The organism is Clostridium perfringens, from assembly GCF_016027375.1.
Taxonomy (GTDB): Bacteria; Bacillota; Clostridia; order Clostridiales; family Clostridiaceae; genus Sarcina; species Sarcina perfringens.
Genome location: NZ_CP065681.1, coordinates 1,656,828 through 1,681,205, shown reverse-complemented (window position 1 = coordinate 1,681,205; position 24,378 = coordinate 1,656,828). Strand labels below are relative to the sequence as shown.

Below are 24,378 nucleotides of genomic sequence, written 5' to 3'. Positions count from 1 at the left end.
TTTTGTATCTCATGTAATTATAATACTATAAAAGTCAAAGAAAGTCAAAGTCTATTTTTCACTTTCAGAATTTATTAATTACTACTGTTTTTTTCTTATAATTTATTATTAATAAATCATTTATATAATTAATATTTAATTCTAAGGAGATTTTATTAACAAATTATTCATTTTTATAAAAGCACTTATATATATTATTATTTAAAATTCCTCTATTGTTATACTTACTATATGTTGGTATTATTAAAATATACTGACTTTATTTATAAACTAACAAGGACGGTGTTTTAAATTTGGAATTAAAAGTTTTTGAATTTACAAAAGGTACTTTAGAATTACTTAAGGAGATGAAAAAAGATTTAGCCTATAGTGCAAATCTGCTTGATGATTTTTTCTACTCCCTACTAGAGAACTCTTGTGAAGGATTTTTTAATATATCAACTAGAGTAAAATCAGCTTCTAGTTTAAAAGAGAAAATAATAAGACATAATTATTACATAAAATATGATTCCCCTACGGATTTATTTAGAAACCTATCTGATTTAATAGGTGTCAGAATAGAATGTAGATTTATAGAAGATGAGGAACATATATTTAAATTTATAAGAACAATATTTAATTGCACTAATAAAGATGGATTTTCTTACTCATCACAAAATCCAAATATATTTTTAGACCTTAGAGAACATCAACCCTTAAAACAAAAAAATGGTTTTGAATTATATAGAATAGATGGATTTATTCTAAATGAAGAAGAAAAGTTTAATTTTGAACTTCAAATAAAATCTATGGTAAATAATTTTTGGGGTGAAATTGAACATAAGATAATATATAAAAACTATAATATGATTTTAGGGGATAAATTTTATAAGAATATACTTAATTCTATTAAAAACAATTTATGTTTAATCGATAATCAACTTCTAACTATATTTAACCATGTTAATTCTCACATGGATAATTCTAATGGGGTTGGATTAAAGAAGGAAGGTATTGAAATTTTACTTTCTAAAATGATATATGATATATACTCTTCTAAAGTAAAACATGATTTAGGTATATCTGTTGATTTTAGAAATGCCTGTGACATAATAATAGATTACATATTTACTAAAAATAATTGTAATACTTCTCAAGAATATTATAATACTTTTGTAAATACTTCTGTAAGATTAAACGAAGTTTTTAAGGATTCCATATCTTTTAAAAACAAATTATCTATAGGTGCTGAGCCCTTATGTTTTGACTCAGAATTTTCTAATTCAATTGGAAATAAACTAGCCCATGCTATGAATTATGATTTTCATTGGAACTTGTTCTTTAAAATATTATTTCAAATAGAACCTGGTAACAATAGAGAAGATTTTTATTCCTTTATAAGATACTTAGAGACTATTTTTTCTAATAGAGATTCCTATTTAAATCTTTATTTAACTTTCTCAGCTGAAGAGGTATCAATAATAAAAGAAGATATTTTATCCTCTTTAAATAAGGCATTCTTAGAAATTGACTCTATAAAATTTATTTATAGGGATAAACTTTCTGAAATATTTAATCATATAGACGATTATGTTAAATTCCTATGTGAAGGCATAGATTCTTATGAAAATTATGTAAGTCATAAACATCTTTACACAGAGTATCTTTATCTTACTATATTAAGTTCCTTTAATATGGATTTAGATAAGAGTTCCATATTAGAGTTTGCTAGTGAGCTTAAAAATAGCAAATGTAAACTTAGAATAAGCTATAAGGGAATAAAGCTATTAGCCTCTCCCCCTGAAAATTGTAAAGTCAACATAATTGAACTTTTAGAACAAATATATATAAGGTAACATTTTTAGTTTATCAGTCTAATATATATTAAAAAAATTTAGACTGATAAACCTTTCTAAATACAAAGGAGGAATTATTATGCATTTATTTATAAATATGATATTTTTAATAAATATTGTATTTATCATTTCCATAATCTTCATTGAAAGAAGAAATCCCCAAACTACTTGGGCTTGGATTTTAATATTAACCTTTCTACCCATATTAGGATTTATAATCTACATTTTATTTGGTCAAAATATTACCCGTGAAAAAAACTTTAAAAGAAAAATTCTAGATGACAAGACAAAACAAAAATATTTAAATTCATTTAAGTCTCACTACAAATTAGATAATATTTCTTTAAAATATAAAGACTTAATAATGATGAACTTTAATAATGACAACTCAACCTACACTCAACGTAATGATATAGATTTATATTTTGATGCTAATAGTCTTTTTGAAGAAATGATTGATGAAATAAATAAAGCCGAAAAATTTATTCATATGGAATTTTATATTTTTAAAAGCGACGAAATAGGCAAAAAAATCTTACAAGCCTTAACTAAGAAAGCTAAAGAAGGTGTTGAAGTAAAATTACTAGTAGATTCTATTGGTAACTCTATACACAAAAAAGATATAGATAAATTAAAGGCAGCTGGTGGAGATTTTAAAATATTTTTTCCTGGCTTTTGCAAATATATAAACTTAAGAATTAACTATAGAAATCATAGAAAAATACTTATTATAGATAGAAAAGTAGCTTTTTTAGGTGGCTTTAATATAGGTGATGAGTATCTTGGAAAGGATAAAAATATTGGTTATTGGCGTGATACTCATACTAAAATAAAAGGCCTTGCTATTAATGATCTAGAAGGAAGATTCCTTTTAGATTGGAGTTATGCTAATGAATCAGATTTAGACATAGATTTAAAAAAATATTTTATAAATCCTCATTCAACTGATTTGCCAAAGAAAATTATTGGAGCCCAAATAGTTTCTTCTGGTCCTGACCATACTGAACAACAAATAAAAAATGGATATTTTAAAATTATAAATTCAGCTAAGAAAAATCTTTTCATACAAACTCCTTATTTTGTCCTTGATGAACCTATGCTTGAAGCTTTAAGACTTGCTGCCTTATCTGGAGTTGATGTAAAAATAATGCTACCTGGTAATCCTGATCATAAATTTATGGGATGGATAGCAAACTCTTATTTTGAATCCTTATTAAATGCTGGTGCAAAGATCTACTTATATGAAAAGGGCTTTCTTCACGCTAAAACCATAGTGGCAGACTCTTCTATATGTAGTGTAGGAACAGCTAACATGGATATAAGAAGCTTTTCTTTAAACTTTGAAAGCAATATATTTATATATAATGAAGCTATTTCAAAATCTATGGAAGAACAATTCTTTAAAGACCTAAAGGTGTGTACTAAAGTAACCCTTGAAAGTTTTGAAAAGCGATCTATTATATCACGAATTGGAGAATCCATAATAAGATTAGTATCTCCTTTAATGTAGAAAAATACAGTGTATGATAATACACTGTATTTTTTATTAATAATAAATTAAAAAACTTTAAATTATATTAATTAACCACTATTTTAAAATAATATTGATTTCTAGATATAAAAGGCTATCTTAATAATCTATTAGAATTTTATTATTTATAGTAATTCTAATTTTCTTTAAAATAAGCTTTAATATCATCACCTAACTCCACCATTATCATCTTATCCATGTTTTTATTTGCCTTTGGATAATCATATCTATAATGAGAACCTCTACTTTCTTTTCTAAGGTCAATTGCTTTTAATATAGCCTTGCATAACAATATATTGTTTTCTAGTCTATATGAATTTCTTAAATTCTCCATATTTACTTCTTTCTTATATACAAACCCCTTAGATATTTCCTCTAATTTTAAAAGTGAATTTTTAACACCTACTTCACTTTTTTCTATCATTGCATTTTTAAACATAATTTCTTGAACTTCTAAAATAAGATCTCCTGCTCCTTCTATTTCATAAACTTCAAATTCTACTTCTTCTTTTTCACTTAAACCTTTACTAGAAGCATATCTACTAGCACTTTTTCCAGCTATTTTACCAAAAACAAGACCATTTGCTGTAGATAATCCCCCTATTCTGTCTGCACCATGCATACCACCTGTACATTCTCCAGCTGCAAATAATCCATCTACCTTTGTTTCTGCTTTTTTATTTATGCTAATTCCTCCATTGGCTGCATGAAAGAATATTCCAATATTTATTTCATCATCTGGGGTAAGATGTTTATTTTCCTTTAACCATTTAAAATAAACTTCAATAAACTCTGGCATATTATTCTTTAAACTATCTTTATATCTAACAGTAACTCCATTTTTATTTTTCATAAACTCTTTAAATATAGCATAGTCAATATCCTTAGAGTCTAATCTTGAAGTAAAAGGCCCATAAGTTGATCTTTTTTCAAGCTTTTCTCTTAGGTTTTCTATACCTTTAAATACATCTTCTCCCTCTTCATTCTTAGCTTCTATATATTTAAAGGTTTTCTCATTAAATATAGTTTTTGGACAGGGCTTTATATATCCCGGCATCATTTGCATAAACTCTATATTTATTAAATTACACCCAACCTTTAATGCTAAAGCTTGTCCCATACCTGTTATATCTGTAGTATTTAACCTATATTTAAATAAACCACCTATACCTCCTGAGGCAATTACAAGTGCTTTACATTTTATAAACTCAAGCTTATTTAAACTGTTAATAAGTATTACACCTATAATCTTATTGTCTTCCTTTACTATTTCAATTACCTCTGAAAAAGGATATTCCAAAACTTTATTACTCTTTAACTTATGGTCTAAAACTTTTTTTGCACTTTCAAATAAAATACCATTCCAATTTCTATTTTTATGATCAAAACATGGAATAAATTCTTTTTCTCCTGAATTATTAGCTTCTTTAAGCTTAACACCCATTTCTTTTAATAAATCTATACTTGGATTAATATTTTTAACAAAGGTTTCTACTAATTCCTCATCTACAACATTGCACCCAACTTCTTTAATTGTCTTAGCTAAATCCTCTTCATCATTTCTATCCTCTGGTCCTATTAAACCTAAGCCCCATGTACCAGGATAAAAGCTTGACCCTGAAAAGATATTTGAACTACTAGAGATTATTACCTTTTGACCATTATTAGAGGCTTCAATTGCTGCCATAATTCCTGCAATTCCAGCTCCCATTACAAAAACATCACATTCTTTGTCTTTTTTTAATCTAACTCTTTCTCTCATAAATACCCCACCTAATTAAAATTTCTAATTATAAAATTAAAGCTGATTTATAGGTATATAAATATCTTAATTAAGAAGAAAATTTCTAATACAAAAACATATAAGTATATTAAATTTGTAATAAAGCTTCCTATTAAATTAAGTCTTTTCTTAAATATATACCTAAAAATCAGCATTGATTTAAAACTTTTTAAATTTTATTATCCTTCAAAACTTTCAAAAGCTTCTAAGAATTTATCTATATGTTCTTCTGTATGTTTTACACTTAAGAACATTGCTTCAAATTGTGATGGTGGTATATTAAATCCTTTGTTTAACATATGTAAGAAGTATCTCTTAAATCTTTCTCCATCACAAGTTTTTACATCATCATAACACTTAACTTCTTTTAAATCAGTAAAGAATAAAGTCATCATTCCACCTTGTCTATTAACAACAAGACCTAAACCTTTTTTCTTTGCTATTTCAAGAACTCCCTTTTCAAGTTTTGATCCTATTTTTTCAATATGATCATAGTATGATGGATTTTCATAAAGTTTTTTAACTGTTGCAAGTCCTGCACTCATTACTATTGGATTTCCTGACATTGTTCCAGCTTGATAAACTCCACCTAGTGGTGATAAGTTTTCCATTATCTCTCTTCTTCCACCATATGCTCCACAAGGTAGTCCACCACCCATTATTTTAGCATAAGTAACTAAATCTGGCTTAACATCAAATAAAGTTTGTGCTCCTTTATATGCTACTCTAAATCCACACATAACTTCATCAAATATAAGAAGTGCTCCATATTTGTCACATAATTCTCTAAGTTTTCTCATAAACTTAGGATCACATTTAACAACACCCATATTTCCAGCAACTGGCTCTATTATTATTCCAGCAATATCATTTCCATACTTTTCAAATAATTCTTCAACTTGCTTTTCATCATTGTATATTCCTATTAAAGTATTCTTTATACTTTCCTCTGGAACACCTAAGCATCCTGGAATTCCTTCTGTTAATACTCCTGATCCAGCTTCTATTAAGAATCCATCAAAGTGTCCATGATAGCATCCTGCAAACTTAATTATTTTATCTTTCTTTGTGTATCCTCTTGCTAACTTTACAGCACTCATAGTAGCCTCTGTACCTGAGTTTACCATTCTTATCATGTCAACATTGTCTAATGTTTCACATAAAAGCTTAGCTAAGTCTAATTCTAATTTTGTTGAAGCACCAAAGGCTATACTTTCCTCTGAAGTTTTCTTTATTGCTTCTACTACATCTTCATCACAATGACCTAATATCATTGGTCCCCAAGCTAAAACAAAGTCAATATATTCATTTCCATTCTCGTCCTTTATCATAGCTCCTTTACCACTTTTTATTACTGGAGGATTTATTCCAACACTTCCAAAAGATCTTACAGGACTATTAACCCCACCTGGCATATATTTTTTTGATTCTTCAAATATTTCTTTATTTCTGTCCATATTCATTCTCCTAAATATAAGATTGTTTAGCAAATCTATTTTTTGATTATATTATAGACTTAAACTATTCTTGTAACCATTTAGCAGCTTCTATAGCATAATAAGTTATTATCATATCTGCCCCTGCTCTTTTCATTGATAAAAGCATTTCTAAAGCTACTTGTTTTTCATTTATAAGTCCAAGTTTAGCGGCTGCCTTAACCATAGCAAATTCACCACTTACATTATAAACACAAACTGGTACATCTACTTTATTTCTTACTTCCTTAACAATATCTAAATATGATAAAGCAGGCTTAACCATAACTATATCTGCACCCTCTTCTATGTCTTGCTCTACTTCTTTTATGGCTTCTCTTGAGTTTGCAGGATCCATTTGATAAGTTTTTCTATCTCCAAATTGTGGTGCTGAATTAGCAGCTTCTCTGAAAGGTCCATAGAAAGCTGAGCAATATTTTGCAGAATAACTCATTATTCCAACATTAACAAATCCAGCTTCATCTAAAGCATTTCTCATAGATAATATTCTTCCATCCATCATATCTGAAGGAGCTACCATATGAGCACCAGCCTTAGCGTGTGAAACTGCTATTTTATCTAAGAAACTTAAAGTTTTGTCATTATCTACATCTTTTCCTTCTATTATTCCACAATGACCATGACTAGTATATTCACACATACAAACATCAGTTATTACTAATAAGTTCTCATAATCTTCTCTTAATTTTCTAATAGCCTTTTGAACAATTCCATTATCAGAATAAGCCTCTGATCCACAAGCATCCTTATGTTCTGGAAGACCAAATATAATTACACCTTTTATATTTAAAGCTACCACTTCATCAACTATTTCATTTAATCTATCTAAAGATACATGATAGTTTCCTGGTAGAGAACTTATCTCCTTTTTTATGTTATTTCCTTCAGCTACAAATATAGGAAATATAAAGTCATTTGCTGTTAAAATATTTTCTCTAACAAGATCTCTAATTTCCTTATTTATTCTAAGTCTTCTTCCTCTCTTTATCATAATCTTTCCTCCTAATTTATTTGTAATTTACCTATAAAATTAATTTTACCACAAATTTATTTTTTAACCTCTTGCCATATACCTTCAATTTCACTTAAAAATCCATCCCCACAATGTGTTTTGCACATTTTTCCTTCAATTCCACTTTCATTTAAAGCTTTTAAGGTTATAGGTCCTATAGCTATGCTTACTTTCTCTTTAAGAGCTTCAAGTCCAATCATATCAATCATGTTTTTAACCGTTGAAGGACTTGTGTATAATACCATATCAACTTCCTTGAAAGCTCTTGGATTTTTAACATCTCCGCATACAGTATCATAAATATTAACTCTATGACATTTTGCTCCTAAAGAAGCTAAATTATCAAACAAATATTCTCTACTTAAAGAAGAACATGGAATTAATACTTCTTCTCCTTCTTTAATATTATCTTTTAAAACTTCAAATAAACCTTCCGCTGTAAATGAATGAGCCATTATGCTTGGCACAATACCTCTAGATATTAAAGCTTTTTTAGTTGCTTTTCCTAGTACAGCAAAATCTGCTTTTATTTTTCTTATATCAACTCTATTTTTTACTAAATAATCAAAGAATACATTAACAGCATTTACTGAAGTAAATACTATATGATCATATTTTTCTAAAGTATTAATATATTCATCTAAATTTTCTGCAGTTTTTTTTATTTTTATAGAGTTTATTTCTGTTACTTCTGCACCTAACTCTTTTAATTTCCACTTAATCTCTTTAGATTGTTCCTTAGATCTTGTTAAACAAATATTAGCTCCAAATAGAGGTAATTTTTCATACCATGAAAGTTTTTCATTTAATGAAACAACATCCCCAACAACTATTATACAAGGTGACTCTAACTTAGCTTCTCTAACTTTTTTACATATATTTTCTAATGTTCCAATAACCTTTCTTTGTTTTGAAGTTGTTCCTCTCATTACTACTCCACAAGGAGTTTCTATATCTTTACCATTTTCTAAAAGTTTCTCAACAATTGTCTCTAAATTTGAAAGTCCCATCATAAATACTAAGGTTCCATTTTCTTTTGATAAAGCTTCCCAATTTACATTTAAAGTTCTTGCTGACATTCCTGTTACAATATGAAAACTCTGTGCTAATCCTCTATGTGTTATTGGTATCCCTGCATAATTTAAAACAGAAATAGGTGAAGTAACCCCTGGAATAACTTCAAAAGGTATGTTTTCTTCTACTAAGGCTAATACTTCTTCTCCACCTCTTCCAAAAACATATGGATCTCCACCTTTTACTCTACCAACAACATGACCTTTTTTAGCAAGCTCAACTATACTTTCATTTATCTCTTCCTGTGTTTTATAATGGCATCCTGGCTCTTTTCCACAATAGTAAATCTCACAGTCATCATTTAAATAATTAAGTATATTGTTCCCAACTAATCTATCATATAAGACAGCTGTGCATTTTTGTAATGCATTTATTGCTTTAAGTGTTAATAACTCTTCATCTCCAGGACCTGCCCCTATTATATATGCTTTTTTACTCATAGTTCCTCCTATACCTCTTCTAATATTTTTTCTGCAAGTTTTTTTCCTAATAATATATTATCTTCTTTATTTCCTAATATATCTTTTTTAACTATTCTATTATTTACAGTAAATGTACCTATCATATATAAGTCATTATCTTTAACTTCTGAATAAGCACCTATAAGACTATGACATCCTCCGTTTAATACCTTCATAAAGCTTCTTTCAGCCTCAACAGTAGTTCTAACCTCTTTGCTATCTAAAGCTTTAAAATAGTCATTAAATTCTCCACCTTTTAAGCACTCTATTCCTAAAGCTCCTTGACCAATAGCAGGTAAAAATACCTTTGGATCAAAATAATCACTTATTACCTCTTCCATACCAAGTCTTTTTAATCCTGCTGCCGCTAAAATTATTCCATCTAAATTTTCTTCAGTTATTTTTTTTATTCTAGTTTGAACATTTCCTCTAATTGGAACAATCTCTAAATCATCTCTAAATAACTTTAACTGCTCTGCACGTCTTATACTGCTAGTTCCGATTCTAGCTCCTTTTCTTAAATTAGATAAAGTGGATCCATTTAAAGATACAAAGGCATCTCTTATATCTTCTCTTTCAGGCATTGCAACAAGCTCAAATTCGCTAGGAAGTTCAAAAGGAACATCTTTCATACTATGAACTGCTCCATGAGCTTCTTTATTTAAAAGAGCTAGTTCTATCTCCTTTACAAATAGACCCTTTCCACCTATTTTATTTAATGAAACATCTAGTCTTCTATCACCTTCTGTCATAACTAAAAGCTTCTTACTATCTACATTTTCTTTTTCCTTTAAAAGTTCCATAACTTTTTCAGTTTGCACTTGCGCTAACTTACTTTTTCTAGTCGCTATTATTAATTCCATTAATCCAAACCTCGCATTTTGATTATTTTTATAATAAATTTAGTTGCTTTTTTTAAAGCATTTAAAACAATTTCTTAACTTAATAAAGCTAAAGTCATGTATTGAAATAATTTTGATAAAACTTACAAACATTATGAAGAGAATATCTAGATAAGCTCTAGAATTTTAATTATTATGGAGAATATATTACGTTAAGAAGCTGAGACTGTTCGAAGCGAAGCAAGTTTCGAAGCTTTAGTAATATATTCGGAATAATAATTATAAATTCTTAGCGAAATCTAGTAATTCTCGGAATATGTTTATAAGTTTTATAACCATACTTTCATACAGTATCATTTTATATTTACTTTAATCCTAAAGTTAATGAATTAGCTAATTCTTCTCCTAAAAGATTTTTTAAGTATTCATATTCTCTTTTTTCTAAAAGTGCATTTTTAAACTCTTTACTTGAAATAACCTCTATTATATTATCCTTTAACTCTTCTTTTTTAGCTTTTTCTCTAATTTTAGCTACCTTAATTGAGTATATGTCATTTTCCTTAATAATATTTGATACTTCTTCTCCTATAGCCCTAGTTATTCTAGGCGATCCTAATTTACTACTTATACTAAAGCCTAGATTTTCATAACATCTACTGTAAGGAATAGCTACCATACCCTCTTTATAATTGGCTGCATTTAAATATAGTTTATATTCTTTCTCACAATCCTTGCTTATTTTATGTACTAGAGAACTTTCATCCACAGCTATTATTATAAGATGAGCATCTTTTATAAACTCTTTATAATAGTTTCCCTTTTCAAGTTTTAAATTTTTATTTTCAATATCTAAGATTTCCTTTGAAAACTCCTTAGATAAAATATGTACATAACAACCTTTTTCTAATAATCCTTTAACCTTTATGGTGGCTGCTTTTCCTCCACCTATGACCTTAACATGAAATTTACTACTTATAATGTTTATTGGTACTAAGTTAAAAATATCTTCTCTATTATTTCTGCACAAGAACTATCACTTCCCTTTAAGGCTTCACTTTTTAAAAGTTCTATTGCCCTATTAACATAAGCATCAGCTGTACTTTTTATCATTCTTTCTGCTAATTTAGTATTTTCTCCATTTCCCTTATTAGAAAAAGTCTTTATTCTTTCACTACAAATTTCATTTTCTCTTATTTTTATGTTTCTTATTTTACTTGAAACTTCTCTTATTTTAAGCCAGTTTAAAAATTCCTCTATGCTCTCTTCAACTATATGTTTATACTCTTCCATTCTTTCTTTTCTTATTTTTTTATTCTTATCATCAATCTTACTTATTTCATCTATATCCTTAAGGATTACTCTCTCTTTTTCTGATAATTCCTTATCGACATCTCTTGGAACAGCTAAATCATATATATGTATTATGTCACCTTCAGTTTTTATATCTTCATTTCTCACTACTGTATGAGGTGCTGCTGTACAAGAAACTATACAATCAACCTCATTTATAACATGATTTTTTTCATTAAAATCTAAAACTTCTACAATTTCACCTTCTAAATCACTTGCCTTACTCTTATCCCTTACTATTAAATAAATACACTCTACTTTATGACTTAAAAGGTGCTTAATTGCCAACTTCCCAATTTCTCCATATCCTAATACCATAAATTTTCTGCATCCTTTTAATAGGGCACTATTTATTGATATTGATACTGATGAAACTGGAACTTCAAACATTTTACACTCTGTTTTAAACTTTTTACCACAAGCAATAGCTATTTCAAACATCTTTTGTAATTCTGATGAAATACTATTATCTGAAATAGCTGTTTTATAAGCATCTTTAATTTGTCCTAGAATTTGATCTTCACCTAAAATTCTTGAATGAAAGCCACAAATAACCTCCATAAGATGGGTTACTGCTCTCTTTTCCTTTGATAAAAACATATATTTTTTCAAATCATCATTCCAATTGAACACATTAAAAATTTTATCAAAAATTTCATCCTCTGAAATCTCTTCAGTGCAATTAAAATAAATCTCTGTTCTATTACAAGTATTTAATATTACAACTTCTTTAAATGAATTTAATAATTCTCCTACGTATTTCTTATGTTTTTTAGGATATAAGGCTAATTTTTCTCTTATTGCTATATCTACATTCCTTTTAACCCCTATAACTCCTATCATGAACTGCCTCCTAAGTTTTTATATCATATGTTAAAATTTTATTAAAACACTCTATTTTATAATATCATAAAAATTATATATGCCCAATGAAATAATTGTATTAGTTATATGAAAAATACATATTTATTATAATTAATAACTTATATAAATAAAAGCACTCTATAAATAGAGTGCTTTTTATTAGACGCTGATTAAACTAATGCTTACTTTTACATAGAACCTTAAGACCATCTTAATAAGCATTTAGTATTGAATCATATGCAGAAGAATAATAACGTTAAGAAGCTTTTTTGTTTGAGTCTTAGCGAGTTTAAAAGCTTTAGCTATTATTCTGAAGCAGATCATAGCAATACTTTGCGAAATTAAGCTAGATCTTATGGTCTATCTAAAATCAATACTCATTTTAATAAAAGTCTAGACCTTTATTAAAATCCGTTTGTATAATGTATTCCGCTCCAATAAACATTGTTTTTCATTAATGCTTTTTCAGATAAAGTTACTCCTTCTAAAGCCCACTTCTTGAATTCCATAAATCCAGTTCTGTCTATTATGTATCCAATGTGCTCTTTTCCACCTGGAGCATCTTTAGCAATATATTCTGTAACATATTTATAAGTATTTAAGATTATTTTTATGATGCTATCCTCATCTACCCAAAGGATAAAATCTTCTGCTAATCTTGGATTTTTCTTTCCTGTTCTACCCATTATAGCTAATCTGTAGTATTTTTCTTTACTTCTTGTCCATGCATTTGTTGGGCAATTCATAACACATTCTCCACAACCAATACATTTGCTTCCATCTCTAACTACTTTGAAGTTTTCAAAACTTAAAGCTCCTGTAGCTTTCTTTTTACAAGCTCTAACACATGCTCCACAAGATACACATCTATTTCTTTCATATTGTGGCTCTGTCATACCTATAATACCAAAGTCATGCATTCTAGCCTTAATACAATCATTTGGACATCCAGTTAAAGCTATTTTGAAGTGTAAATCATTTGGGAATATTGCTTTTTCTATTTTCTTAGCAAAATTTGTTGTATTGTAATTAGCAAATGGACAAACATTATTTCCTATACATGCTGAAACGTTTCTTGTTCCTGCTGCATTGTATCCATCTCCTGGATTTTCTTGATTTATTTCTAAAGCTTCTATAATAGGTTGAAGCTTTTTATTTACTTCTGGTATATCTTTCATATCTATTCCTGGTATTTCAAAACCTTGTCTAGTAGTGATATGAACTGTACCATCTCCATAAGTATCAGCTATTTCTTGAATGTTAAGTAATAACTTAGCATCTAAGTGTCCACCCGGAACTCTTATTCTTGATGCTGTATATCCTCTTCTTTTAGTTACCCTAAAAGCGTTCTTCTTAAGTTTTTTAGTATTTATATCTAAAGACATAGTCCTTTTCCTCCTAATCTATTAAAAGTTTACCCTTAGTGTAGTTGAATACTGGTCCATCTAAGCATATGTATGTGTCATCTATCTTACAGTGTCCGCATTTACCTAATCCACAACACATTTTTCTTTCTTGAGATATCCAAATATTTTCTTCTTTAATTCCTCTTTTTAAGAATTCTAAAACTGTAAACTTCATCATCATTGGAGGACCAACAACTATAACTTGAACATTATCAATATCTTTTATTTCTAATTCAGGAATGTACTTAGTTACAAGTCCTGTATTTCCTTCATAACCTTCTTCAGCAGAGTCAACAGTTATGATCATATTCATATTCTTTTCCCATTCTTTCATGTCATCTTTGAAAAGAATATCCTTGGGTCCTTTAAATCCACTTATAAGAGTAAAGCTTTCTGCATCTTTTGGATTTTGTGAGAAATAATCTACTATTCCTTTAACTGGTGAAAGTCCAGTTCCTCCAGCAACAACTATAACTTCTTTTCCCTTGTAGTTGTTAACATCAAAGCCATTACCATAAGGTCCTCTTAAGAAAAGTTTATCTCCTTCGTATTTTTCAAATATTTCATTTGTTACTACTCCAACTCTTCTTATTGTAAGTTCCACATAGTCTTCTCCTATACCACTTACTGATATTGGCGCCTCTCCAAACTTTGGAAGAGAAACTTCAAAGAATTGTCCTGGCTTAACATCACCTTTAAATTCCATTCTAAAAGTATATTCTATGTCAGTATGTTTTTTTACGTTTAATATTTTTGATATAAAAGGAGTATATTCATTATGCATTATCCTTCACCTCTTCTACAGCATCTTTAAGTTTATTTACACATTCTGAAAAAGATATGTATTCTGGACAGATATCATCACATCTACCACATCCAACACACATATGGTATCCCCATCTCTTTTTGTAGTCATATACTTTGTGCATAACTTTAAATCTCATTCTTTGACCTTTATCTTTTCTAAAGCTATGTCCACCAGCCATATCTGTATATCCATCTACTTGACATGAAGCCCAAACTCTTCTTCTTTCACCTGCATTTTCATTATCTTTGTAGAATACATCTTGCATTGTGAAACAAGTACATGTTGGACATACAAAGTTACATCTTCCACAAGCTATACATCTTTCTGAGTATTCATTCCATACAGTTGATTTTATTATGTTTAAATCAATTCCCTCTGGAACTTCAACCTTAGTTTCATTTTCTTCTACAAATTTTGGTGAAACTTCTTCTTTATTACTTTCTACTGCTTCAAAGATTTTTGATAACTCTTCATCTTTTATATCTAATAAAACACAATCATTATCTAATCCTATATATGCTGAATATTCATCTGTTTTATTAGTTCCCATGCTTACACAGAAACAATTATCAAAGCTATTTTCACATCCCATTACTATAAACTTAGCTTTTTCTCTTAGTTTTTTGTAGTAAGGATCTTCAAAACCATTTCTTAAGTATATATCATCAATTCTTCTTAAGGAATGCATATCACAGCTTCTTAAGAAAATTAATATATTCTTTTCCTCTACACTTGCTTCACTAAATTTATCTTCAGTAAAGAAGAATAAAGTTTGAGTTATTGGAAGTAAAACTTCTTTATATGAGAAATCTGACTTCTTTGAAAACTCAATATCATTTATAGAATCTATTTCTCCATATCTTGTCATGTCAGTATCTGAAAATCTTCCTTTACCTTCCATAACTTTAGGAGCGTATATCTTATATTCTTTTTTTAAACAGTCTATTATCTTATCAAAATTGTCTTTTGTAAGCCTTAAACCCATAATAAAACACCTCTTAAATTTAACTTTATTTTGAAATTAAATAAATTCTAATAGATTATAATAATGAAAGTTTTTTCCCTTCATTTGTTTATAATATTTTAATAATTAAGAATTTAACAAAGTCTATTATAAGAATAAAGTTTTATTGAGTATGTGATTTTTGTTACACTGTAAAAATTCTTAAATTACAAAACAAAAAATAAATAACCCCTTATAGCTTTTAATTTCTAAAGCTTCTTTATATTAATGATTTAAAATATGCAGCAATTTTTTCTCTATCAGGTACTATTATCTTTTTGTTTTCTTTTATTATTAGATTTTCATCTCTTAAGGTTTTAATAGCTCTAGATACACTTTCCCTTGGAGAACCAAACATATCTGCTAAGTAAGTTATACTTATATCTAAATCAATAAGTGTACCCTCTGGAACTTCTTTTCCATAATCCTTGCTTAACTTCCAAAGCTTTGCTGCTACTCTTTTTTCTAATTTTATTGGAGTTACATTTTTCATTTGTCTATATAATCTTCTTACCTTCTTGCTCATTTCATTTAAAACAATCTTTGTAAGCTCAAAATCTTGGCTCATTATATTTAATAATTTATTTTTATCTATACTCAGTATTATTGAGTTTTCAAAAGCTTCTCCATTTATTGAAGCAGGCAAATCATCAACTATTACTTCATTTAAAAAGCTTTCCTCTCCAAGTATGTAAACTATTCTCTTTTGCCCATATTCATTCATTTTATATAGAGTTACTTTTCCTTTTAAAACAATAAAAATATCCTGAACCTTATCCTTATCTCTAAAAATATGCTCTCCCTTTTTCTTTTTTAAAACTTTAGAATTTTTCTCTATATATTTTAAGGTTTCATCATTAAGTCCCGAAAAGAAACTTATATCTTTTAATTTATCACTACTTAATGCTTTCATAATCTCTCCTACTCTATAAAAATCTTATTATTCAAACACAATATAATCTAATTTAACACAAAATTTCATTAAATAATAGAACTTATATAATTATATTTTTAACATTTAAAAGAAAAATATAAAATAGGATTTTATGAAAATATAATAAAAAAACTTACAAACTTATTCTGAGAATTAATAGAATCCTCTTCATAATCTTTGTAAGTTTTATAAAAAGCTATTTTTGAATATGAACTAGTTTTTTATTTTCTACTTTTTTATTAGATATATAATGGTAGGTTACCCCTAAAAGAACACCACCTAGTATATTTCCTAATGTAACAAAAAATAGATTATATAAACTTCCTGCTACTGTTATAGTAGCTCCCTTTGTTAATATAACTCCTATTACTAATAAGCTCATATTTGCAATGCTGTGTTCAAAACCAGATGTTACAAAGGCAAAAAGACACCAGAATATCATTATTAACTTTGATGTTTCTGTTTTTAATCTAAAGGTACACCATACAGCTAAGCATACTAATATATTACAGAATATTCCTCTTATGAATAATTGCTCTGGTGGCAAGCTTATTTTTATTTCCGCAGTTTTAATCATAAAATCACTTACACTACCTGTAGTTAATCCTGCCCCTATAAAACCTAAAGCGGCTATTATAGATCCTAAAAAATTACCAGCGTAAGCTAGTCCCCATACTTTTCCGCATTCTTTAAATGTTACCTCTTTGTTTAGAATTCCTATAGTCATTACAAAATTATTTCCTGTAAAAAGTTCTGATCCTGCAAAAACCACTAAACTCAAGGCTACACCAAAAGATGCTCCCATTATTATTTTAGTGCTTGGACAATTAGCACTATCTAATATTCCTCCTATGGTAAATGCTAGCATTATACCAAAACTTACGTAAAGTCCAGCAAGCATAGCATATACTAAATAACGTCCCTTACTATTATTTAGTAAGTCAATCTTACCTCTACCTGCACTAATAACATTACTAAATTCTTCCCTAAACATGTTAAAGCCTCCCCACTTAAAAGTCTTCCCTTAGATTCTAAAATAAAAAAGCCTTAATCACTATAATAAAAGAAGAAAAAATTTATTTTTAACTTTTTATCCATAATTAATTAATAATAAATCAATATTTTTTACTATAAAAAATATGATGTATCAAAACTAAAACTTATAAATTAGTTCTTTTGATACATCATACTCTCCTTAGCTCTATTTTCTTTTATTATTTTCTCTCATAAAGTCTGTTAAATCTTGAAATAATCTATTCTTTTTTCCCTTTAAAAACTTATTTAAAGATGGAGCTAAAATTATAGGGAATATACTTCCTGTTATTATATCTTTCATAGTGTCAAATAAACTTATTTGAGCAGTTAATCCAAAGGTTTGATCAGTAAAGAACTCCCACATTTCCCATACTGCTGTGCAAGCAATTCCAAATATCATAGAAAAAATAGCTATAACTAAAGAGTTTACATTATCAGTTTTATAATTATTAAGATATAAAAATAACATATATCCAAGTATAAAAGTTAATATTCCTGATACTGTATGTAAAAAAGTGTCCCAGTGTGGTATTGCATAGAAATTATTTACCTTAGCTAAAAACATTGAAATAAAGATAAAGCCTACAATTATAAAATTTAAAAATGGAGATAATTTTATTTTTGCAACCTTACATATAAGTCTAGGTAAAATTAAGGTTATAAAGGTTAACCCTGTTGAATATAATAAAATCAAATCTTTATTTATTATTCCATAGATTAAATATCCTGCAAGTAAAATATAAAAAATAATTTCAAAATAAATATCATAGGTTAATTTCTTTTTCATAATTTTCCTCCTTAATACTTTTGCTACTTATTAGTTTTAACTTCTGATTTCTTGTAAGCTTCTTTATATAATACTCTCTACTTTGAGCTTCTCTTTTATTCTCAAAAGATTCAAAATAAACAAGTTTTACCGGTCCTCTTCCTCTAGTATATTTAGCTCCGCATCCATTATTATGTGCTTTTATTCTTTTTTCTAAATTATTAGTCCATCCAGTATATAAAGATTCATCTTTACATTTTAAAATATAAACATAATTCAAAGTAATCACCACTTTTAATATTAAATCATCCTTTTATTTTTATCAACTGAACCTATAACATTATTTAACAAATTTTATTTTTAAAATTTATTAGGCTATAATATTAATAAAAGAGAATTTATTTAAAATTACAGTAATTAATAGCTTATTAGTGTAAAAATCTTTTTAGGAATTAATTTTATTAAATAAATTCAACTAAATTTTATATAAATAATACTATTTAGAATTTAGTTTAATCCTATTATATAAAGGAGTTTTTTAAGTGAGAAAAGAATATGTTAATTTCCCTTCAGACATACCTGTAACCATATCTTATGTAAACATAAAAAACTACCCCTTGCATTGGCATGATGCAATAGAAATACTTTATGTTCTTAAGGGCAGTATAAAAGTAGATATAGATACTGACAGTTATGAAATACAAGAAGATGAAATTGAAATAGTAAACACAGAACAAACTCATAGAATTTATTCTAATACGGATAACAGAGTTTTAATATTTAAAATAGATCCACACTTTTTTGAAAAATACTATAGCGACATAGAAAATATGTTTTTCTATACTAATACCTCTGATGAAGGTGCTCAAAGTGATGAATCTTACGATAAACTTAGAGTATTTTTATCCATTATATTATGTGAAGAAGCTCAAAAAGTAGATGATTATGATAAATATATAGAAAAATCTCTAGTAGAGCTTTTATTCCACCTTTTAAATAATTTCCACTATCTTTTATATGATAATGATGAAATTCATGAGAATAATATGCTACTAGAAAGGTACCATAGAATTTCTAAGTATATATATAATAACTACAATAAGAATATAACCTTAAAGGATATTGCTAATACTGAGTTTCTTAGTACGCACTATCTTTCCCATGAAATAAAATATGCAACAGGACTAAGTTTTACAGACCTTCTAAACTTAACTAGAGTTGAAGAATCAGTAAAACTTCTTTTAGATACTGATAAGTCCTTATCTGAAATATCTTATGAAATAGGCTTTTCTCATACTCGTTATTTTAATAAACATTTTAAGGCCTATTACAATTGCACTCCTCTTCAATTTAGAAAAAAACATAAAATAAGTGAAGAGGAATATAATAAACAAAAAGAAATAACTTACTATCCCTTAGCTGATAGTCTTGAAGAACTATCTTATTACTTAGATGATTATCCAAGATTTAATTATGAAGATAAGATTCATAAGCTTACTTTTAATATGAATACTGAAGGCACTGAATTTAATAAATACTTTAAAGAAGTTCTTAACGTAGGAGATGCCTTTGACTTATTATTAGAAGATAACCAAGATATTGTTGAAGATCTTCAAGATCATATAGGGTATAACTATATAAGACTTCTACATGTATTTTCATCAGATATGGGCATATTCCCTGGTTCAAAATTCTTTAACTGGACTAGAACCTTTGATATTTTTGAATATATATCTTCATTAGATTTAATCCCTTTAATAGTCCTAGATGATTCTGGATATTCTAAGGATAATTTCTTAGATGTTATAAAATCCTTTATAGACTTTTTTAGCGAGGTAGAAAGTTTTGAATTAACAGATTTAAAATTCCAATTTACCTCTACATTTAATGGGGATCTAAAGAATTCTTTAATTGAATTGTTTGAATCTAAGGATTTAAATTTAGTAAATGAACTTTATACTCCAAACAATAAAATAGATTTAATATATGACACTGCTTATATGCTTCCATTTATAATTCATAATACTGTAAGCTCAGGAAGCAAATTAAACTTTATAAAAGCCTTTGATGCCTTAGATAGACAAATTGACATTACAAATGAAGTTTTCTTTGGCTATCCAGCAATGGTAAATGATAAAGGAATTAAAAAACCCTCTTATTATGCTTACTATTTTTTAAGCAAACTAGGAGACACACTTCTTTATAAGGGAGATGGATATATACTAACTAAGTCAGAGGATGAATATCAACTTCTTGTATATACCTATAATGATGAAATTGATTCCCTTATAGATTTTAAAAACTTTACTAAGTTAAGAGGGGTTAAAGACTTGGTAGATAAAAAACTTTCCTTAAACTTACTTGATTTAGATAGCGATGTTAGAATAACTAAATACACCATAGGGGAGAACTTCGGCTCTTCATTTAATTACTGGCTTTCCATGGGAAAACCTAAAAGATTAAGAAAAGCAGAAAAGGATATATTATTCCAAGCTTCCTATCCTAAAATAGAATTTAAGTACGCCAAAAAAAATACTATTTTAAATATACAAACAACTCTTCAAGGATATTGTGCAGAACTATTTATACTAAAAAAAGTTTAATATTGTATAATAACCATGAAAAAAGAGTACTTTTTTGCCTTTTTCAAATATTTTCCTTAAAAACTTTCCTTACGTTTGTACATTTTTTTAAACATACATGCAAATTATTTTATTAAGGAAATAGGTATATAATATAAATATAGAAGAAACGAGAAGATATGAAAGAAGGTATTTTTTATGGCAAGGCTAAAAAAGTTTTTTAGACCGATTAATTTAAATTGTTTTAATTGCAAATTAAGTTTTTTACAACAAACAATGGACTTATTTTATAGAGATTAAATATATATGAAAAGAGCTAGAATGTTAAATTCTAGCTCTTCTTTCATTTTAAAATAAAATTAAGGAGTTACATCAAAATTAGTAATACACTTTACAAACATATTCCGAGAATTACTAGATATTCTCTTCATAGTGTTTGTAAAGCGTATAAAAAGTTAATTTAATATAATTCCTTAATTCTATATTAATATAAATTATCCACTTCTTTTATAGCAAAACTTAAATATTTTAAAGCTTCATTAGTATCATCTAAATAGTGATAAAGATCAGCCATTTCTAAATATCTTTCTCTTTTCTCTTCATATGTACCAAATTTAAGTAAAAGATCTGTTGCTAAATTCATATACATTTCCCATTGCATATCATTTCTCTCGTTTTTACTTAATTCTGCTTTAAAATAATAACTTCTCTCTATAAAGAACATATTATTTTTATTTATTGCTAATTCTAGTGATAATTCACAATATTCCTTAACACTTTCTATACATCCATTAGCATTGTAAACATTTATTATAAATAATAAAAGTTCTATATACCCTATTTTATCTTCCTTATTAACCTGTTCTATAGATTCTTCAGTAAGCTTTTGGGCTTCTTCATATTTTCCGCATTTTAAGAAAGCATCAATAATAAGACTATTTATTCTTTTCCAGTTGTAAGAATTACAATCTATCTTTTCTTTATAATAAGTATAATTTCTTTCAAACTCTTCACTATTTCCTTCTAGAAGTGCTAAAATAGCTAAAATTCCTTGGGCTTCCCCTAAGCACTTACTATTAAGATCAATTCCATGAATAGAGAAAATATCTTTTATTATTTCTCTACTTTTCTCTATATTACCAACTCTGTAATTACATATTGCTAAAGCTGTAGCATTTTTTATATAAAGCTCATTATTTTTTTCTATTCCATCTTTTAATAGGAAATCTAAAAGCATGTTATAATATGTTATTGCATCTGCAAAATTCTTTCTTACTGTAAAATATAAAGCTAAATCCTCATAATATAATCTTTTGCTCTCTTTATTGCTTTCGTATATGTTTGAATACTCATTTAATAAATCTTTTGCTTTTTTAAATTCCCTAATATTAGTATAATTTATAAATAAAATATGCATAAGTTTTGCAGAAATATCTTCATATTCTTTGCTTAAAGAATATTCTAAGTACTCTTTTATCTCATCAGCTTCACTTTCAGTTAAGACTTTCTTTTGAATATACTTATCAATAGAATTATTTAGTTGTGTTATATCATCACATAAAAGATACTCTAAATCTAAATCTAATCTTTTAGCAACTAACTCTAGTACCCATTTATCTGCTTTTACTTTTCCATTCTCTATACAGCTCATTCTAGATATAGATATATCATCTTCACAAAGTTGCTTTAATGTTAAACCTTTATATATTCTAGCTCTTTTTATTTTCTCCCCAGTAGATAAAAAATCCATCACTCTCACCTATACCTTAACTTTTAATTACACCTAAATTTTTCAGGTTATTTATACCCTTGTCTAAGTATTTAGCCGCTTCATAATCTCTCTTAAGCTCTAAATAGAATTTACCTAGTCTTATGGAGATATCTGCTTCTTTCTTCTTCATATCATTTCTCTTAGCAATTTCAAGTGTATCTAATAAAATATTTTCTGCTTCTTTTATATTGTTTTGTAAGACTTCTATTCTAAAAGTCAGAATCTTATATTCTATTAATCTATTAACATCACTTACATTTAATTTATTTTTTATTTCATTAAGAATTTCTATGCATTTATTCATATTTTTTGTCTTAATATGATTTTCACATAAATTAAATAAAGTATCTAAAAGTTTAGAATCAGTGTTTTCTTCTCTTATTTTTATAGCTCTATTATAATGTTCAAAGGACTCTTCTATATTGTCAAATTCAAAGAATAATTTTCCTAAAGAATCTTCTATTGAACTTATTTTATCTAATTGTTCTAATTCTTTATAAACGTTAAGACTTTGCTTTGAGTATGCTATTGCACTTTCTAAATCACCAACTTTAGCATGCTCTTCTGCTAGTAATTCCAAACTCTTAGCATAAGCTTTCTTGTTGTAAACTTTTTCAAATTCGCTTTTTGCTAAAAATGCAAAATTGATTGCCTTTTGTATATTTTCAATAAAGAAGTATGTTTTTGATATTAAATAATATATTTCTCCTAGAAGTAAATCTTCAGTTAATTTATTATTTATGTATATCTTTTCAGCTTCTTTTAAGTATGAATTAGCTGAATAATATGCTTTTGAATGTAAGCTTATTTTTGCTATATTCAAGTATGTTTTTACCATATCTATATTACTGTTTATTTGTAAAAACAACATATTTGCAGATAAGAAATATTGTTGAGCTAAAACGTATTCTTCGCTTTTTAAATACATCTCAGCCTTTAATGCTAAGTTTTTAGCTTTTCTATATATTAGGTCATACTTATCAGCATAATATATTGCATATTCTATAAATTTCTCACCCTTTTTTATATCATCATTTAAAATAGCACTTTCTGCTATTTGCTCGTAATATAAACATATCTTTTCAGCTTGTGTTTTTTCCGTTTCCATTAAATATTCAACGGAAGTATTTAGCGTGATTGCAATATACTCTAAAAGATCCATTGAAGGATTTGATCTCCCTGACTCTACTAAACTGATTTGTCCTGGTGTTATTCTCTCCCCCGCTAATTCCTTAAGAGTCATATTTAATTCTTTTCTTCTTCTTTTTATTTTTTCTCCCAATGATAATATTTCCATAGCTTAAATCATCCTCTTACTGTTATTATTTTAACATCCATAACCAATTAAATTATATCATAAATTTAGGTTTTAATGTCAATTATTCAGTATTTTTGTAAAAAAATCTATATGTTTGTGCATTTTTTAACATTTTTTAATCATATACTTTAATTTTAATAACTTATATCTTTAATTTTTTAATATATATACTTATTCTTTAAAAATATTATATATTATAATTGAAAATTTCTCTACATAATAAAAAAATTTCTATATATATACAAAAAAGCAGCCTTAAGCTGCTTTTTTATAAGTTATTCCATCCATCCCATACTTTCGCCCGCTGCATCAATCATTCTTCTTGAAGCCTTTTTAAGAGCTCTTTGAGTTTTTCTGTCTAAATTTGGAGTTACCATCATACCAACAGCTGCTCCAATAGCACCTATGGCTAAAGTAGTCATTAATTTTTTTGCCATAATAATCACCTCTTTTAATAATGATTTCATATTTAGTTTGTCTAATTAAAACATTTTTATTAGAGGTAAT

At 27.2% G+C, this 24,378-nt stretch carries 20 protein-coding genes; 3 read left to right on the top strand and 17 right to left on the bottom strand.

From position 1 onward, the window contains the following. Nucleotides 1–293 precede the first annotated feature (293 nt). Nucleotides 294–1,835 carry a GTP pyrophosphokinase gene (locus I6G60_RS08190; protein WP_138329738.1) on the top strand — a complete coding sequence of 514 codons (1,542 nt, stop codon included), beginning with the start codon at nucleotides 294–296 and terminating at the stop codon, nucleotides 1,833–1,835. Between the two features lie 79 nt (nucleotides 1,836–1,914). Then, entirely contained in the window at nucleotides 1,915–3,345 is a 1,431-nt protein-coding gene (gene cls / locus I6G60_RS08185) for a cardiolipin synthase (RefSeq protein ID WP_004459358.1), read from the top strand. Between the two features lie 157 nt (nucleotides 3,346–3,502). Here cls and I6G60_RS08180 read toward each other — a convergent pair whose 3' ends face one another. From I6G60_RS08180 to I6G60_RS08115, 14 genes are all read right to left on the bottom strand, one after another. Then, on the bottom strand, nucleotides 3,503–5,128 hold the full coding sequence (locus I6G60_RS08180; protein WP_004459373.1) for an FAD-dependent oxidoreductase: 1,626 nt from the start codon (nucleotides 5,126–5,128) through the stop codon (nucleotides 3,503–3,505). A 200-nt stretch (nucleotides 5,129–5,328) separates the two neighbouring features. Next, entirely contained in the window at nucleotides 5,329–6,606 is a 1,278-nt protein-coding gene (gene hemL, locus I6G60_RS08175) for a glutamate-1-semialdehyde 2,1-aminomutase (RefSeq protein ID WP_003457265.1), read from the bottom strand. Nucleotides 6,607–6,670: 64 nt separating this feature from the next. Then, nucleotides 6,671–7,636, bottom strand: coding sequence for a porphobilinogen synthase (hemB, locus tag I6G60_RS08170; protein WP_138329740.1), 966 nt, complete (start codon nucleotides 7,634–7,636; stop codon nucleotides 6,671–6,673). Nucleotides 7,637–7,692: 56 nt separating this feature from the next. Then, on the bottom strand, nucleotides 7,693–9,171 hold the full coding sequence (gene cobA / locus I6G60_RS08165) for a uroporphyrinogen-III C-methyltransferase (RefSeq protein WP_011010444.1): 1,479 nt from the start codon (nucleotides 9,169–9,171) through the stop codon (nucleotides 7,693–7,695). 8 nt (nucleotides 9,172–9,179) lie between these two features. Further along, nucleotides 9,180–10,055 (bottom strand): hydroxymethylbilane synthase, encoded by an 876-nt coding sequence (hemC, locus tag I6G60_RS08160; protein WP_197925240.1) that lies wholly within the window; start codon nucleotides 10,053–10,055, stop codon nucleotides 9,180–9,182. A 343-nt stretch (nucleotides 10,056–10,398) separates the two neighbouring features. Next, entirely contained in the window at nucleotides 10,399–11,061 is a 663-nt protein-coding gene (locus I6G60_RS08155) for an NAD(P)-dependent oxidoreductase (RefSeq protein WP_003469100.1), read from the bottom strand. Continuing rightward, nucleotides 11,025–12,227: a glutamyl-tRNA reductase gene (gene hemA / locus I6G60_RS08150; protein ID WP_003469081.1), complete on the bottom strand. Its 1,203-nt coding sequence runs from the start codon at nucleotides 12,225–12,227 to the stop codon at nucleotides 11,025–11,027. Before hemA ends, I6G60_RS08155 begins: the two co-directional genes overlap by 37 nt. 425 nt (nucleotides 12,228–12,652) lie before the next feature. Beyond that, entirely contained in the window at nucleotides 12,653–13,633 is a 981-nt protein-coding gene (asrC, locus tag I6G60_RS08145; protein WP_003454647.1) for a sulfite reductase subunit C, read from the bottom strand. Between the two features lie 13 nt (nucleotides 13,634–13,646). Next, nucleotides 13,647–14,438 (bottom strand): anaerobic sulfite reductase subunit AsrB, encoded by a 792-nt coding sequence (gene asrB / locus I6G60_RS08140; protein ID WP_057231597.1) that lies wholly within the window; start codon nucleotides 14,436–14,438, stop codon nucleotides 13,647–13,649. Beyond that, the gene (gene asrA / locus I6G60_RS08135) at nucleotides 14,431–15,447 is read right to left on the bottom strand and encodes an anaerobic sulfite reductase subunit AsrA (protein ID WP_003469066.1); all 1,017 of its coding nucleotides are present in this window, start codon (nucleotides 15,445–15,447) and stop codon (nucleotides 14,431–14,433) included. The genes asrB and asrA overlap by 8 nt, the downstream gene beginning before the upstream one ends. Before the next feature lie 238 nt (nucleotides 15,448–15,685). Then, nucleotides 15,686–16,378 carry a Crp/Fnr family transcriptional regulator gene (locus tag I6G60_RS08130; protein WP_003469104.1) on the bottom strand — a complete coding sequence of 231 codons (693 nt, stop codon included), beginning with the start codon at nucleotides 16,376–16,378 and terminating at the stop codon, nucleotides 15,686–15,688. A gap of 217 nt (nucleotides 16,379–16,595) precedes the next feature. Further along, nucleotides 16,596–17,393: a formate/nitrite transporter family protein gene (locus tag I6G60_RS08125; RefSeq protein WP_197925239.1), complete on the bottom strand. Its 798-nt coding sequence runs from the start codon at nucleotides 17,391–17,393 to the stop codon at nucleotides 16,596–16,598. A 207-nt stretch (nucleotides 17,394–17,600) separates the two neighbouring features. Beyond that, nucleotides 17,601–18,221 carry a hypothetical protein gene (locus I6G60_RS08120; protein WP_003469086.1) on the bottom strand — a complete coding sequence of 207 codons (621 nt, stop codon included), beginning with the start codon at nucleotides 18,219–18,221 and terminating at the stop codon, nucleotides 17,601–17,603. Next, a complete protein-coding gene (locus I6G60_RS08115) occupies nucleotides 18,199–18,480 on the bottom strand; it encodes a GIY-YIG nuclease family protein (RefSeq protein ID WP_003469082.1) in 282 nt (93 codons plus the stop codon). Before I6G60_RS08115 ends, I6G60_RS08120 begins: the two co-directional genes overlap by 23 nt. Nucleotides 18,481–18,742: 262 nt before the next feature. Here I6G60_RS08115 and I6G60_RS08110 point away from each other — a divergent pair, with 262 nt between their 5' ends. Beyond that, complete coding sequence (locus tag I6G60_RS08110; protein WP_110016196.1) at nucleotides 18,743–20,803, top strand: helix-turn-helix domain-containing protein; 2,061 nt, start codon at nucleotides 18,743–18,745, stop codon at nucleotides 20,801–20,803. A 463-nt stretch (nucleotides 20,804–21,266) separates the two neighbouring features. Here I6G60_RS08110 and I6G60_RS08105 read toward each other — a convergent pair whose 3' ends face one another. The 3 genes from I6G60_RS08105 to I6G60_RS08095 form a co-directional block, all read right to left on the bottom strand. Then, entirely contained in the window at nucleotides 21,267–22,532 is a 1,266-nt protein-coding gene (locus I6G60_RS08105) for a helix-turn-helix domain-containing protein (protein ID WP_003457274.1), read from the bottom strand. Between the two features lie 16 nt (nucleotides 22,533–22,548). Next, the gene (locus I6G60_RS08100; RefSeq protein WP_003457164.1) at nucleotides 22,549–23,850 is read right to left on the bottom strand and encodes a helix-turn-helix domain-containing protein; all 1,302 of its coding nucleotides are present in this window, start codon (nucleotides 23,848–23,850) and stop codon (nucleotides 22,549–22,551) included. Nucleotides 23,851–24,146: 296 nt separating this feature from the next. Further along, nucleotides 24,147–24,308, bottom strand: coding sequence for a YtxH domain-containing protein (locus I6G60_RS08095; RefSeq protein WP_003457284.1), 162 nt, complete (start codon nucleotides 24,306–24,308; stop codon nucleotides 24,147–24,149). Nucleotides 24,309–24,378: the final 70 nt, after the last annotated feature.

Bases quoted from the DNA above. Each gene is read 5' to 3' on its own strand.
- I6G60_RS08105 (WP_003457274.1), bottom strand. From the start codon at position 22,532: ATGGATTTTTTATCTACTGGGGAGAAAATAAAAAGAGCTAGAATATAT.
- hemB (WP_138329740.1), bottom strand. From the start codon at position 7,636: ATGATAAAGAGAGGAAGAAGACTTAGAATAAATAAGGAAATTAGAGAT.
- hemC (WP_197925240.1), bottom strand. From the start codon at position 10,055: ATGGAATTAATAATAGCGACTAGAAAAAGTAAGTTAGCGCAAGTGCAA.
- I6G60_RS08125 (WP_197925239.1), bottom strand. From the start codon at position 17,393: ATGTTTAGGGAAGAATTTAGTAATGTTATTAGTGCAGGTAGAGGTAAG.
- I6G60_RS08095 (WP_003457284.1), bottom strand. From the start codon at position 24,308: ATGGCAAAAAAATTAATGACTACTTTAGCCATAGGTGCTATTGGAGCA.
- asrA (WP_003469066.1), bottom strand. From the start codon at position 15,447: ATGGGTTTAAGGCTTACAAAAGACAATTTTGATAAGATAATAGACTGT.
- I6G60_RS08120 (WP_003469086.1), bottom strand. From the start codon at position 18,221: ATGAAAAAGAAATTAACCTATGATATTTATTTTGAAATTATTTTTTAT.
- hemA (WP_003469081.1), bottom strand. From the start codon at position 12,227: ATGATAGGAGTTATAGGGGTTAAAAGGAATGTAGATATAGCAATAAGA.
- I6G60_RS08100 (WP_003457164.1), bottom strand. From the start codon at position 23,850: ATGGAAATATTATCATTGGGAGAAAAAATAAAAAGAAGAAGAAAAGAA.
- I6G60_RS08130 (WP_003469104.1), bottom strand. From the start codon at position 16,378: ATGAAAGCATTAAGTAGTGATAAATTAAAAGATATAAGTTTCTTTTCG.
- I6G60_RS08180 (WP_004459373.1), bottom strand. From the start codon at position 5,128: ATGAGAGAAAGAGTTAGATTAAAAAAAGACAAAGAATGTGATGTTTTT.
- asrC (WP_003454647.1), bottom strand. From the start codon at position 13,633: ATGTCTTTAGATATAAATACTAAAAAACTTAAGAAGAACGCTTTTAGG.
- cls (WP_004459358.1), top strand. From the start codon at position 1,915: ATGCATTTATTTATAAATATGATATTTTTAATAAATATTGTATTTATC.
- cobA (WP_011010444.1), bottom strand. From the start codon at position 9,171: ATGAGTAAAAAAGCATATATAATAGGGGCAGGTCCTGGAGATGAAGAG.
- asrB (WP_057231597.1), bottom strand. From the start codon at position 14,438: ATGCATAATGAATATACTCCTTTTATATCAAAAATATTAAACGTAAAA.
- hemL (WP_003457265.1), bottom strand. From the start codon at position 6,606: ATGGACAGAAATAAAGAAATATTTGAAGAATCAAAAAAATATATGCCA.